The sequence below is a fragment of the Nostoc sp. C96 genome (assembly GCF_059384975.1).
In genome coordinates, this window is sequence record NZ_CM182020.1 from 6,358,257 (window position 1) to 6,373,088 (window position 14,832).

Below are 14,832 nucleotides of genomic sequence, written 5' to 3' on the forward strand. Positions count from 1 at the left end.
GCTGGCATTAATGGGCTGGTGCAGTTGCTGTAGGTACTTGAGACCTTTGGCGCATACGCCGCCCTTTAATTACCATCTTGACTCCATTGCCTGGTGCAAGGGTAACTCCTCGACGTTGAGGTCGTTCTGGTTGACTATCCGCTAATACAAGTTCATAGCTAGACAGAATTTTTGCCAAAACTAGCTTAATTTCAAACATGGCTAAAGCCTCACCAATACAGCGACGAAAACCACCAAAGGGAAGAAATTCATAGGGAGAAAATTGGCGCTCTAAAAAGCGTTCTGGGCGAAACTCATGGGGTTGGGGATATAAATCCTCACGTTGATGAATCAAATATATGCTGCCATTCACTATCGTGCCTGGCTCTAACGAATGTCCTAGTAATTCAACTGATTCTTGCACTACAGCAGGCAACGTTAACATCAAAATAGGGTGAATTCGCAAGGTTTCATTACAAACAGCAGTGAGATAAGGTAGTCGGAAAATACTCATAGGGTCAGGTGAATCACCAAGAGTATCCAATTCTTGAAGCAGTTTTTCCCGAACTTGAGGCTTATGGTGAATCCAATACAATGCCCAAGCCATTGCTGTTGCTGTAGTTTCATATCCACCAAACATCAAAGCTTTTAACTCATCGCACAATTCTTGATTAGTCATAGATTGTCCAGCTTCATCCTGAGCTGATATCAGCAAAGAAAGGATATCGATGCGGTCTGGATATTGTTGAGTTCGGCGTTCAGCAATTTCAGCGTAGAGCAATTCATCTACCTGCTGCCGTTGACGCAAAAACTTTCCCCAAGGACTCCAAGCTCCTAAATCTTGTTGCAGAAATGAGAACAAAAGGAATCCAGAAGTCAGCGGGGAGCGAAAAAAATCCAACATCGATATTAATAAATGCTTGAGTTGTTCGCAACGTTCTCCTTCATATATGCCAAAGACAACCTGTAAGATGACTTGCAGAGAAATTTCCTGCATAGCAGTACGAGCTAGGAAAGGCTGGTCTATTGGTAACTTACTAAAGACTGTTTCCGTAAGATGAGAAAATAGCTGACCGTAGGCTCGCATCCGATCGCCGTGAAAGTTTGGCATTAGGAGTTGTCGTCGCTTTTTGTGGGGATTACCCCCTAACATGATGATTGAATGATCTCCTAATAATGGTTGCAAAACTTTGTTTAGCTCACCAACCGCAACAAATTTCTTTCTCTCATTGGTTAAAATTTCCTGGATGGCTTGAGGATGATTCACAAATACCAAGGTATCACCAAAACCAACTATCTCAGCGGTGAAAATATCAGGATGCTGCTGGGCTGCTCTTTCCATGTATCCCATAGGATCAACAACCCATTCGAGCTTCTGAATAAACGAGGGGGTTTTCAGAGGATTAGGTCGTTGCATATAATTTCTCCGATTGAAATTGTGTTGATGTTCTAGTCTCTGCTATGGAGTAATATCAATTCACATAGAAAAAGCAAGATTTCTGTTCCGATATATCACAATCTCTCTGATTCAAAATGATTGAGATATTAATCCATAGAAAAAATCAGATGAAATAGTATAACTCTTATTCAGAAGCATCAGGTAGTATTGTCTGATTTGAAGTTTGTTAATTACCTTAACATTTAACTAAATCTAGATTTTCTACAGAATTATAGCGAGCAGTTTTAGTACACCAGTCGAAGTTACCACGAATCCAATCATGTATTCCTGATAAGTATTTTGCAATTTCAGTATCTAATTCTTCTCCGAAAGAAGGAAGTGATTTTTCTAATTCTAGTAATGCTTGTAATTCTCGATTGTGCATGTTCACAGCATAATCAACAGACTGTTCTAAAGAAAGTTGCTGTTGATAATGTAATATTAATACCAGATTATGAACATCATTACTAGCTAATTCTTTGGGAAAGGAAAATATATCATTACACCAAGCAAGAATGTTAATTGTCATTCCATTGACTTTTTCTATAATTTGGTGCTTTCGTAAAATATTGGGAATTCTCAAGCAATTGAAATATTCAATCCAGGCAAGTACAAGATCTCCTGCTAAACTTAGCCTACGTGTCTTGATATAAGTCTCCAAATCGGGTATTGTCTTTTGCGAGTGATTATCTGCTTGTAAGACACATCCGTTGAAATAGTCTTCAAGACAAGGTATTAAAAGATGAAAGTACCTTGCACCCCACATTTTAATCATGCGCTGTCGTAAGTCACTTAAAGCATGAGTAAGTGGGATATCTTTGCTAGTTGGTTCTTCTGCTCCTGTGAATATTTCTAGAAATCTTTTGTGAACAACTTTTAGTACTTGAGGTTGTTTTCTTAAATCTGATAAATCGCAATGGTCATCCCAAATAAATAACCAACTCAACCAATCATTTCCAATCTTTAGTTCTTCTAGTTGGTAATGAGGGTAGGTATTTGCTGTAAGCCAAAAGAAATTAGTCTTCAAAAAATGCTGATAAGTGGATTCATTAGACAAAAGATTAAAACGCAGCACCCATTCAAAAGCATAATCTTCTAAAACATCTACATACTGATTAACTTGAGATGGAAATGGGCAGTATAAATCGGGAAAAATTAACTTTTCCATAATTCCTCTGAATTGTTCCAAGTTTTTAAATAAATGGCATAGTCGTTAGTGGCTAATTTCAAATTAGACACTTAGATAGCAATATTTACAGCTATTAATTTATGCAGGCAAAAATTCACTATTTGAATTCTTACTAATGTCTTTTCTGCATTTTAGACACAACAGCATAGCTGCAAAACGGCAACCAATTTTGAAGACATACTTTTGATGCCTGTATAAATTTCTAAAAAATCTTATGCAGAGTCTGAATTTTTGCTGATGATATATTTCCCATAGCAGCTACAAGTCATTTGTGAGAAATAACTAAATATCAGGAAGAGTCAACACAAAAATTCTCACAAATTAATTATGTTTGCTATAGTATTGTCGAAATCTGAATGAACAGCACTCTTGACCTTTACACTGTGTTTTATACTGTGTAAAATTTTTTCTTGTGATTTATAACACTATGGTTAACTTCACTTGAGACTCTGTTTAAGTAAAATCTCAGATTTATTACCCAACTTCTTTTATTATTATTTAATAATTTTGTCAAAAAGATAACTGTAATTTTGTGTAATTACAAGGTTATACTAAAGTTTATTTATACAGTGTAATATAAATTACTATATTTTTATAAGTAATTACTAAATTTCTTTGACTAATTTAGTAGTTATGTAGAGGTTTTTATCAAAATTTTATCTTTTAACAAGTAAATACTTATGTTAAAAAATATGGTTATTTTAAGTTAATATACTTAAATGTCATGAATCTATGACATGCCAATTATTGCAATTAATGGTATTTACTAAATATTTGTAAAGTGAATATAAAAAAACTCAATAACCATAGAGTTTTATTACTAAAAAAATGTACAATTAAGCAAGTATATAGCAAATAAGCGATGTAACAAATACTACTTGTATAATAATATAACTTAAGTAATACTTATTTTCATCCAAATAGTAGTTGAAAAATTTAAGTTTTTATGTGTCTCAGCGGCTACACTTGTATAGATTTATGGCTAGTAGATCAATGTAGTGAACTTTTAGGTGAGTAAATAATTTAACGTCTACTGAGTTAGGACTGCTTTCTAAGACTTGGGTTTACTTAGCAAAAACCACCAAAGTTGTAAACCGATTAAACTTAATCCGCCCAGAGTGACGGCTACTTTGTTTTCTAAGGGCTGATTGATTCGTTGGAATTGATTTGTGTGGAATGTTGTAGATGAGTGTGGATCATGAGAGGTTTGTACGATCGCCTCTGTCTTGATGATGCTAGGCGATCGCGCGATCGCTTGAACATCTGCAATTGCGAATACAACTCCCAGCAGCAATCCAAATCCTGCTTTACGGCACATTGTTATTTCCTTAATTAGAGTGTTTTAGCCTGAAAGTTACGCAAACGCAGCGCATTAGTGACTACAGAAACTGAACTAAAAGCCATTGCTGCACCTGCAATAATCGGGTTCAGCAACCAACCAAATACAGGGAACAGAATTCCGGCGGCGATGGGAATACCAGCAACGTTGTAAATAAAGGCGAAGAATAGGTTTTGGCGAATGTTACGCATTGTGGCGCGGCTAAGTTGAATGGCTGTGACTATACCTTGCAAGTCACCAGAGATTAAGGTGATGTCACTAGCTGCGATCGCTACATCTGTACCTGTACCAATGGCAATTCCCACATCAGCTTGCGCTAAAGCTGGTGCATCATTAATCCCATCACCAACCATCGCGACAATTGAGTGCTGAATTTTTCTTCTGCTCCTCTGCTCCCCTGCTCCCCTGCTCCTCTGCTCCCCTGCTTGCAGTGACTTAATCACCTCAGCTTTTTGATCAGGACGGACTTCTGCCAAAACCTGCTTGATACCAACTTCACGGGCAATACTTTCGGCAGTGCGTTGGTTGTCGCCTGTAAGCATAACAACTTCTAAACCGAGTTTTTGTAATGCTTTCACAGCCTGGGATGAAGTGGGTTTAATTGCATCAGCAATGCCTATTAACCCTTGAACTTCGCCATCAACTGCTAACCAAACTGCGGTTTTACCCAGGTATTCGAAGCGTTCTTTGTCTTGTTGCAAGACTTGGGTATTAATATCTAATTCTTCCATCCAGCGTTGTGTACCAATTTGCACCAGACGATGAGAAACAATACCTTGTACACCGCTACCTGCTACTGCTGCAAAATCTCTGACATCAACTAAGGTTACTTCTTGAGATTGGGCATAGCGCACAACGGCTTCTGCTAACGGATGTTCAGAATTGCGTTCTAAGGATGCGGCTAGTTGTATTAGCTGAATTTCGTTACTGTTAGCTGTACCGTTAACTGTGACAAAATCTGTAACAGTGGGTTTACCTTGGGTAATTGTGCCTGTTTTGTCTAAGACAATGATTTGAATTTGGTGTGCTAATTCTAGACTTTCTGCGCCTTTAATTAAGATGCCGTTTTCTGCACCTTTACCTGTACCTACCATCACAGAAGTTGGTGTAGCTAAACCCAAAGCACAAGGACAAGCGATAATTAACACCCCGACTGTGGTAATCAAGGCTAAGGTGAGGTTGCCCGTGATGTTGTACCATACGACAAAGGTAAGAATAGCGATCGCAATTACCCCAGGTACAAACCAACTAGTAATTTGGTCTGCTAGTCTTTGAATGGGAGCTTTTGAGCCTTGAGCCTGCTGTACTAATTGAACAATCTGTGCCAATACAGTATCCGCACCAACTCTTGTCGCCCGAAATTGGAAACTTCCAGTTTTGTTGATAGTTGCGCCAATAACTTCATCTCCTGGTTGCTTTTTCACTGGTACACTTTCACCAGTCACCATCGCTTCATCAACAGTGGATATTCCCTCCGCCACTTCGCCATCAACAGGAATCTTTTCTCCAGGACGAACCAGCACAACATCGCCAATTTGTACTTCTGCAATCGGTACATCTACTTCTCGTCCATTACGAATCAACCGTGCAGTTTTCGCCTGCAAACCAATTAGCTTACGGATAGCTTCTGAGGTTTGTCCTTTGGCACGGCTTTCAAATAATCGCCCTAACAAAATTAAGGTGATGACAATCGCCGCAGTTTCATAATACACATCAGGCATCAATCCTTGATCAATGAAAAAGCCAGGAACCAAAGTCGCAAATAGAGAATAAAAATATGCGGCACTTGTACCTAAAGCTATTAAGGTATCCATTGTGGCAGCATGACGCTTGAAAGCTTTCCAGGCATTGACATAAAAAGTTTTACCGCACCAAAACTGTACAGGAGTAGTCAGAACTAATTGCAACCAAGGGTTATGCAGCCATGTAGGAATCAAGGGTAAGTGTAATCCTGTCATCATTGGCAGTGAACCAATTACTAGTAAAATGCCAATAATTCCCCCTACAGTTAACTTTCGTAGCAAATCACGGGATTCTTTCTGGCGATGTCTTTTTTCTGCATCATCTTCGCCAGCCATCAGATTGTGTGATTGCAGTGGGTAGGCTGAATAACCTGCGGCATCTACAGCATTTTGGATGGCTTGTAAATTTGTGGTTCTGGGGTCATAATCAACTGTTGCTTGTTCTGCCCCAAAGTTCACACTACATTCTTTCACACCAGGGACAGAACGAATTGCATCTTCTACACTTCTGGCACAGGAAGCGCAACTCATACCGCGCAATTTCAAGGTGGCATTTTCCATTTGAAAACTCCAATTATCAAGTCTTGTTCCAGACTGACTTTATCTTGACTTCTCCAGTGAACTGGAGTGTCAAGGGGTATAAGGAAAAATTGGAATTAGCAGAAAAGCCCCTTCTTTAATTTATAGCAGGAGGCAGGAGGCAGAAGGCAGAGAGCAGCCCGTTGCGGGGGTTCCCCCCGTTGTAGCGACTGCGGAGAGGCAGGAAGAAAAGTCTTACTATTCCTGGTATTCAAGCTTTCCAGTTGTCCTAACATATCTGACTACCGCTATATCATTCGGCAATTTAGAACAACTTACGTCAAATTTTTCAAACCGATCGCAATCTTACTATGTTTCTCAATTTGCCCCATGACTTGTTTTGCCCGTTGAATCACCACGGCGGGTAAACCTGCTAATCTTCCTGCTTCAATACCGTAGGATTTATCAGCACCACCGGGTTGAACTTGGTGTAAAAAGATAATTTGGTCTGGTAATTCTTTCACCGTTACTTGATAATTAGCCACATTGGGTAACATTCCCGCCAACTCATTTAGTTCGTGGTAGTGAGTGGCAAAAATTGTCCGTGAACGAATCTCCATTGCTAAATATTCTGCTACCGCCCAAGCAATGGAAAGACCATCAAAAGTTGCTGTCCCGCGCCCAATTTCATCTAATAAGACTAACGACCGAGATGTAGCATGGTTGAGAATATTGGCAGTTTCATTCATCTCCACCATAAAGGTAGATTGACCAGTTGCCAAATCATCCACAGCCCCGACACGGGTAAAAATGCGATCGCATATTCCCAACTTTGCCGACTTCACGGGGACAAAACTCCCAATTTGCGCCATTAACTGAATTAACCCTACCTGACGCAAGTAACAACTTTTACCACTGGCGTTTGGCCCCGTAAGAATGATTAAATCGGGGTTGTCCTTTGTTGATGAATCTTGTCCTAACTGAGTGGAATTAGGGACGAAGAAACCCGCAGGTAAGGACTGTTCTACCACCGGGTGACGACCATCTACAATTTCTAGTTCTCGCCCCGATATCATTTCGGGACGAAAATAACCTTGTTGTACCGCCAACTCAGCTAAACCACACAACACATCCGCCGCAGCCACAGCGCGAGAAAGTTGACGTATAGCCTCGGCTTGTTCGCCGACTTCTTCGCGCAACGCCACGAAAATTTCATACTCCAACTTATATAAATCATCCCGCGCACTGAGAATTCTCGCTTCTCGTTCCTTCAGTTCTGGGGTGATATATCGTTCCTCATTCTTCAGGGTTTGCTTGCGGATATAGTTAGCGGGTACTTGGTCAGCTTTGGTGCGGGAAATACTAATGTAGTAACCAAAGGTTTCGTTAAATCCCACCTTCAAAGTCGGGATTCCCGTTCTCGCCCTTTCATCTACTTCTAAATTAGCAATCCATTGGTGGTCTGCTTCTACAGTTGCCTTTCTTTCATCCAACAGTACATTAATTCCCGGACGAATTAGCCCCCCTTCTTTTAAATGTATGGGTGGCGCTTCGACAAGGTGGGCTTGAATTTTCTGGGCTAATTCTTCTAATACAGGTGGGACTTTTTGCAAAGCCTTCAAAAAGGGAGAACCCGCATCAGCGACTACACGGGCTAATTCTGGTAAACGAGACAGAGAATCAGCTAAAGCGATTAAATCTCGTGCATTAGCAGTACCAGAACTCGCCCGTCCTGTGAGGCGTTCTAAATCGTAGATTTGCCTTAATAACTGCCGCAAATCTTGACGCAGAGGTGTATTTTCTTTTAATTCTTGAATTGTATCTTGCCGCGATCGGATGCCTTTAACATCGAGTAAAGGTTGTAATAACCAGCGACGCAAAGCCCGACTCCCCATTGCGGTGCTAGTTCTATCTAACGCCCACAACAGCGAACCGTGAAAAGTTCCATCGCGGACGGTTTGGGTAATTTCTAAGTTACGACGGGTTTGGTGGTCAATAATTAAATAATCTGTGAGTGTATAGGTGCGGAGTCTTTGTAAGGAAACAGTATTTTCTTTTTGGGTATCTTCCACATATTCTAAAAGACCGCCAGCCGCCCGCACAGCTAAGGGAAGATGGTCACAGCCTAAACCTTCAAGCGATCGCACCTTAAATTTCTGCAATAATTTACTTCTAGCTTCTCCTTGAGAAAAAGGTACTTGCGATCGCAAACTATAACAAAATGATGGTGGTAAACATTGGGGAAGATGGGGCGAAGTTTCCCCTGGACGCAGCAATACACCCAAATCAGGCGCATTAGTGGGAACCAACACCTCGGAAGGTTGCAAACGCATTAATTCTTGGGTGAGATGTTCTAAATCGCCACCTTGAGTTGTGAGAAATTCCCCTGTTGAGATATCTGCATAAGCTAAACCCCAATGAGTCCCAGCAATAACTACCGCTGCTAAATAATTATTGCGGCTAGACTTTAACATTCCCTCTTCTAACAACGTCCCAGGGGTAAGGATGCGCGTCACTTCCCGGCGCACCAAACCCACTGCTTCCGAAGCATCTTCTACTTGGTCGCAAATAACAACTGCATAACCTTTTTCCACCAATAGGGTAGTGTAGCGTTCCCAAGCGTGATGCGGTACACCAGTCATCGCCACTCGCCCAGCTTCACCGCCATGCTTGCTGGTGAGAACTAATTCTAATTCCCGCGAAACAGTCACCGCATCTTGGAAAAAAGTTTCAAAGAAATCACCCACCCGATAAAGCAACAGCGCATGAGGATACTGATCTTTAACTTCCACATAATGCTGATACATTTTACTCAGCTTACTGCGGTCTACTAGTCGTGTGTCCGCGTGAGGCGCAGGGGGTTGAAGAGATTCCGTCGGCTGGTTATCAGAGTCAGAAGCGGTCATAGATAGATGCAGGAAGTCATGCACGCAAAAGCCACAATATCTGATGATAACGTGATGTGGAGTTGAGTAGCGATCGCTCAAGAATTTTTTAGGTTTTACCGACGACTGCTACGGCGCGTAGGTGGTGATGGTGGAGGTGGTTCTTGGGATTTTAGCTTGTCATCATCAGTCAGAAACTCCACATCATATCCCTTACGATGATAATGCCAGCCCAAGATAACGATACTAGCATCACCCATAGAAGTCTTTTCTACAACTTGATTAGGAAATTGACCCGCTAGTTTTTTGAGTTCCTCTGCTTCCCAAAGTACAATTTGCTCACTAAAAGCCGCCCAAGGGCTTGTTTCATCAGCGGCATAAGTCATAATTTTTGCAAATTCTTGAGCAGCTATACGCTTACTTTCAGAATTTGTTGTTTTAGCTTGGGCGATGTGATTCCCTGCTTCAATAACAGTAGCTAAAGGTAATACCAAAGTTGTAGATTTTGAGATTTCTAGCTGAATTTTCTGATTTACACACTCAAAATTCCATTCATTATTACCAGCAATTTCTTTACCTGGAACTTGTAACCAAACGCATAACAGCGATGTATCTATCAGTAACACCTTTCTCATACTAGCTACTATTCACCATGAGAAAGGCTTCTTTCAATGACACCCTTAGTTGTCATATTTCCCAAAGAATATGATGCAAATAGCTTCGAGAAATTATCAATATCTTCTAATAAAGTCAGCTTGCTTTCACCAGTTTCAGCATCACGGTGTGCGACAACCACAAAGGGAACGATTTCAGGGCCTAAAGCATCAAGTAAAGCTGGGTTATGGGTAGTAAGTAAAATATCAATATTTCTCTTGCTGCCAATCTCACGCATTGTTTTGACTAATAATTCTGCACGAGAGGGATGCAGACCATTATCTATTTCTTCAATGACAATTTGACTCCCTTCAGGACGAGTGAGTAAAGCCGTAAGAATCGCCAGAAAACGTAAAGTTCCATCTGACATAGTTTTAGCGTCTATTAATGTTGTCTCTCCAGGTCGCCATTCTTCTTCACAGTAAAGCATGGCATCAGTTTTTAGTCTACCGACTGCTTCGGCAAATACTTTTTTGATATCTCCTTCCGGTAAATTTTTGATGTAATCTGATAAATTTGATTCGACTTCGACTTTTTTTTCCCTATCCAATGCTGCTAATACGCCAGCAATATTTGAAGCATCACTTTCTAGATTGTCTGACAAACGTGAATAGTCCCGCATTTTATAAGGAATTGGATTTAAAACTAAAATATTTTCCAGCGTTGAAACAACATTTTTTTTTCCTTCATTACTTAAAACAAAAAATGTATCATACAATTTTTTTATGAAATCATTATCTTCTATTAAGATTACCTCTTTTTTATTGTTAGGAAGGTTAGATACTATCTTTTCACGAAGATTTAGGTCAATTCCTCTATTTTGCAAACCACTTTTTGTAGCAAAACTATTATCTTTTAGCTTTATGGTTATAGTATATTCTTTATTGTTTATTCCCTCTTTTTTAATAAAAATTTGAAATTTAATGTACTCTTTTATAACCCTCACTTCAGGAAGTGTTCTTATCTGAATAGAATATAAATAATCTATTCTTTCATCCTCGCCCTGAATTAATGCTTTTAATGTAAATTCTGTTTCCGGTTTTCGTGCAGCCCATTCCACACCACCACGAATAGACGAAAGTGCTTTATCTCCTGCTAAAGCTGTTTCAATGTTTTCACCTCTAGCTATTCTTTGTAAAAATTCCAAAGCTTCAACTACATTAGACTTACCACTTGCATTCGTCCCAATAAGCACCGTCAACGGGTCAAGAGGAAGCTCCGCATAACGGAAACTTTTCCAATTTTCTAAGATGAGTTTCTTAAGCATAGCCAACTCCAAAAACTCTCAAAATTTACTCTGATTCTTCCTTCTAAAAACTCCGCGTAACTTTGCGCCAAACTCCGCGTAACTCTGCGTTAAACTTCTTACTTTACCCTCCAAGCATAGCAATTAACAAACCCAGCGCATATTTAAATGTAACTTGCAGCAGTGCAGTGTTGACAAAATCCCAAATCCACGGTATTTACTTAAATAGTAGAAAAACTATATCTCAATCAGTAATTAATTACCGAAAAAGCAAAACTCCATCGCAGCTATTTTGCGCCAACTGCGACAGAGAAAGAAGAAATTGAAACACCAAGGTAAAGCACAAGCGAAAATTCATGCTTCAACGCTGAAATTGAAGCAAAATATGAGGAAATAACCTACTATTTTTGCCTATTCTCTCCCTTGGTGCTTCCTACTGTGCTAGACATGTTCAATATATAGTGTTTACTTTTTGGGAACAGTATTCTATCGATCAGTTTTCAGGTATTGCCTAACAAAGCTAATATCATCGGCGATTGCTGACTAACTTAACTAAAACATCCAACGAAAAAGATTCTCACTACCGACGAAATTTATGGGTGGGGATTGGGTTTCAACGAGGTAGTTCGTCACAGTTGATTGCAATAGCTATTGAAGAAGTATTTCAAAAAAATCTCCTCGACGAAAGTGCGATCGCCGGAATTGCTACCATTGATACCAAAGCCTCAGACATTGCTTTCGTCGAACTCTGTCAACTCCGCAATTGGCTGTTACAAACATTTTCCGCAGAAAATTTGGCTACTGTTGCAGTTCCCAACCCATCTGCAATCATCACCAAAGCCACGGGAACACCTAGTGTTGCAGAAGCGGCGGCGATTTTAGCTGCTGCTACAAATGCCCAACTGGGTGCTAAGTTATTGGTTCCTAAAAATATTTTCCGCTTATCAGCACTACCTGGAGTAGTCACTGTAGCGGTGGCTGAAGAAATGCAGCCGTGATTAATCATCTTTTTGACTATTCAACGACTCTGAGGAAATAATTAATCACACTCGAAACAATTGATAACACAATAGACCCAAGCATTGCGGGTAAAAAGCCTTTAATCTCAAAACCAGTACCAGGAGTAACAGCACTGGCTAACCACAGAGATAAAGCATTAATGACAAATGTAAATAAACCAAACGTCAACAAAGTAATGGGAAATGCCAAAAGCTGCAAAATTGGCCTGACAAAAGCATTAACTAATCCAATAATAAATACCGCAACCAAAGCTGCAACAAAATTATTGACAATAAAACCATCCACAATTCTAGAGGTAATCAGTAAAGCCACCGCAGTAGCTAACCAAGTTAACAAAAAGTGTTTCATATACAGCAGGTATGACTTCCATTAAATGAATTTAGTAGAGATGCCATACATCCATCTCTACTGAGAACTGGTATAACTACGTATTAGCCTATCGCTGCCCAGGCGATCGCCGCAAGAGAATGTCCCAAGTAGCGCCACCAGCTACACCATCCTCTTCTAAACCATAGCGCCTTTGCAATGCCTTAACTGCTGTTTCGGTCGTGCGGCCAAAATCACCATCTATTCCCCCACTCAAAAAACCAAACCTTTGTAATTGTTTTTGCAACGTCAGTACATCTTCACCACTCATCCCTAAACGCAAAATGGGATATCCTTCGGCTGTGTACTGAATACCAGCAACTTTGCGAAAGGTAATAGTTGATGATGACCGTGTGGGGGTTTTGCGTTGAGTTGTAGGAGTTTTCCTGTTAACTGGTCTTGGTTCTGGTGCGAGGGTGGGAACTTGGGTGGCGCGAGTTTTGGGATTAGCAGGTCTGGGTTCTGGTTTAGCAACAGTGGTGCTAGACAAAGACGCAGCCGTGTTAGATGTAAGTGCTGGTTCTTTGGGAAACAGTTTTTGCCAAGTAGCAGCATCAGCTACCCCATCAGGATTTAAGCCAACTGCTTGCTTAAAGCGAGACACAGCATTTGCTGTATTTTCGTTATAAACTCCATCCACTGTCCCTGAGTAAAAGCCCAAAAGCTTGAGTGCTGCTTGCAACTCCGAGACACGCTCCCCTTGAGAACCAACTTTCAGCGTTGGACGACTAATTGCAGCATTTGGCACGGCTTGAGCAATTTTCGGCGGTGCTGCAAATGAAACTACAGACGAGGAAGCAATCAGTAAAGATGTGGAAGATAACAGCAGCAAGCAATACAACTGATTAGCCCTCAAGGAGCGAAACCCTGGCGGTGAGTCTAAGTACTTCAATATACATACTGTTAGGCTGCCTTTCATGGAATTTACTCCCAGAATCTTCTGTTGCTAATATTACAGCCGCGTGAGTCCAGAAAAAAGCTAGTCCAGCATATATTATGGAGTGTGATTGCGATCGCCCCAAGTCAAGCAATAATTACAATCCACTCAAAGTAAGCAAATTCAGCCCTGAATTTCTTACTAATACTTGTCATCGACCAGATAAATCAATGGTTTTGAAAGCCAATGCTGTGCATCTATATTGCGAGGTAAAGGCTGTGGTTCCTAGCGTCACCTTCGCTATAAAAATAGCTCACTCACTTATTCAGTTTAATATAAATGACTCTGCTGCACCACTTTTTGATACATTCAAAATCAGCATATAAAGTTTTTACAAAAATGAAGAATAAAGATTTATCATTTCAAGCTTTGCGCGGGTTAGCAATTATAGCAGTTGTTGCAATTCATGCATCTGGTATTAATAATGAGACTGAGTTAAATTATGGTTTATCTATGATTTTTAGGCAGTTGGTTAATTTTGCCGTCCCCGTGTTTATTTTCATTTCTGGTTATTTTACACCTAGTTATGAGTTTACGAAACTATCAGATTATTTAGATTTTTATAGAAAAAGACTTAGCAGGATACTGTTTCCTTATTTATTATGGTGTATTTTAATAATTTTGTTTTATAAGCATAATTATCAATGGAATTGGAGCAAAATTTTTACAGATGTGATAACAGGGCAGATTTTAGGCCCTTATTACTTCATAATTGTTCTTGTTCAGTTAATTTTGCTGATGCCTTTAATGGCTACGTCTACAAAAAGCATAGTGAAAAACTTTTTATGGTTATCACTGTCTCCTTTGTCGTTGCTTGGGTTGTACTTTTCTCGCTTGTATCTTAATTATGATGTTCAGTTTCCTTGGTATGCGCTTCCTTTTACTGTATGGGTTAGTTTTTACTATTTAGGCATTCTAGCAACTCAAAGTAAACTAACTATTAAAAATAGAAATATTAGAAAAATTATTTTACTGTATATAGCTTCTATATTTTTAGCTATACTTGAAGCGTTTTTTCTTTGGAAGGTTTACAAACTAACTAGTTTTGCAGATTCACAAATTAAGATATCATCCTTTTTGTCGTCAGTTTTATTAATATTAATATTCCTGGGAGTGCGAAAGTCAATTGAGAATTGGTCAAGATTTTTAATTATTCTTGGTGAATTTTCTTTTGGTATCTATTTATTTCATATACCAGTACTCGATTTGATGAATAGAATAACTAGCAAGTTTGGCTTTCAAAATTTTTGGATAGCACAATTATTGATAAATTCTTGCGGAGTAATAGCTTTATGCTGTCTTATAATTGCTGTGGTAAGAAAAGTTACAGGTGTTCAGTTTTCGCAGAAATATTTAGGAATGTAGAAGGGAACCACCTATTTAAAGCGAAGCCTGCTGTTCTTTGTTTTTGTCATTTTTATTAAACCACGACTTCGCAAGGAAGTTATGCAGCAATGGCTACTATAAAGTCTGTATGTAAAAAATTTACAGACTTTACAAAATCGTGTTTATTTGCTG

General features: G+C 39.7%; 11 protein-coding genes. 2 read left to right on the forward strand and 9 right to left on the reverse strand.

Translation table 11 applies throughout. The features are described 5' to 3' along the window. Window positions 1–7: 7 nt before the first annotated feature. From AC504W_RS27140 to AC504W_RS27170, 7 genes are all read right to left on the reverse strand, one after another. Window positions 8–1,396, reverse strand: coding sequence for a cytochrome P450 (locus AC504W_RS27140; protein ID WP_494875355.1), 1,389 nt, complete (start codon window positions 1,394–1,396; stop codon window positions 8–10). Between the two features lie 217 nt (window positions 1,397–1,613). Then, the gene (locus AC504W_RS27145; RefSeq protein ID WP_494875356.1) at window positions 1,614–2,585 is read right to left on the reverse strand and encodes a terpene synthase family protein; all 972 of its coding nucleotides are present in this window, start codon (window positions 2,583–2,585) and stop codon (window positions 1,614–1,616) included. 1,072 nt (window positions 2,586–3,657) lie between these two features. Then, entirely contained in the window at window positions 3,658–3,924 is a 267-nt protein-coding gene (locus AC504W_RS27150; RefSeq protein ID WP_494875358.1) for a hypothetical protein, read from the reverse strand. A gap of 14 nt (window positions 3,925–3,938) precedes the next feature. Further along, window positions 3,939–6,248, reverse strand: coding sequence for a heavy metal translocating P-type ATPase (locus AC504W_RS27155; RefSeq protein WP_494875359.1), 2,310 nt, complete (start codon window positions 6,246–6,248; stop codon window positions 3,939–3,941). A 293-nt stretch (window positions 6,249–6,541) separates the two neighbouring features. Further along, complete coding sequence (mutS, locus tag AC504W_RS27160; protein WP_494875360.1) at window positions 6,542–9,112, reverse strand: DNA mismatch repair protein MutS; 2,571 nt, start codon at window positions 9,110–9,112, stop codon at window positions 6,542–6,544. A 95-nt stretch (window positions 9,113–9,207) separates the two neighbouring features. Further along, complete coding sequence (locus AC504W_RS27165) at window positions 9,208–9,726, reverse strand: hypothetical protein (RefSeq protein ID WP_494875361.1); 519 nt, start codon at window positions 9,724–9,726, stop codon at window positions 9,208–9,210. Between the two features lie 8 nt (window positions 9,727–9,734). Beyond that, window positions 9,735–11,012 carry an AAA family ATPase gene (locus tag AC504W_RS27170; RefSeq protein WP_494875363.1) on the reverse strand — a complete coding sequence of 426 codons (1,278 nt, stop codon included), beginning with the start codon at window positions 11,010–11,012 and terminating at the stop codon, window positions 9,735–9,737. A 515-nt stretch (window positions 11,013–11,527) separates the two neighbouring features. Here AC504W_RS27170 and AC504W_RS27175 point away from each other — a divergent pair. Then, complete coding sequence (locus AC504W_RS27175; RefSeq protein ID WP_494875364.1) at window positions 11,528–11,989, forward strand: cobalamin biosynthesis protein; 462 nt, start codon at window positions 11,528–11,530, stop codon at window positions 11,987–11,989. A 16-nt stretch (window positions 11,990–12,005) separates the two neighbouring features. On the opposite strand, the gene AC504W_RS27180 is transcribed toward AC504W_RS27175, so the two are convergent. Beyond that, window positions 12,006–12,359, reverse strand: a complete 354-nt coding sequence (locus AC504W_RS27180) for a phage holin family protein (RefSeq protein ID WP_494875366.1) — start codon at window positions 12,357–12,359, stop codon at window positions 12,006–12,008. Window positions 12,360–12,447: 88 nt separating this feature from the next. Beyond that, window positions 12,448–13,296: a peptidoglycan-binding domain-containing protein gene (locus AC504W_RS27185; RefSeq protein ID WP_494875367.1), complete on the reverse strand. Its 849-nt coding sequence runs from the start codon at window positions 13,294–13,296 to the stop codon at window positions 12,448–12,450. Window positions 13,297–13,653: 357 nt separating this feature from the next. Between AC504W_RS27185 and AC504W_RS27190 the strand changes: the two genes are divergently transcribed. Next, window positions 13,654–14,679, forward strand: a complete 1,026-nt coding sequence (locus AC504W_RS27190; protein WP_494875368.1) for an acyltransferase — start codon at window positions 13,654–13,656, stop codon at window positions 14,677–14,679. Window positions 14,680–14,832 lie beyond the last annotated feature (153 nt).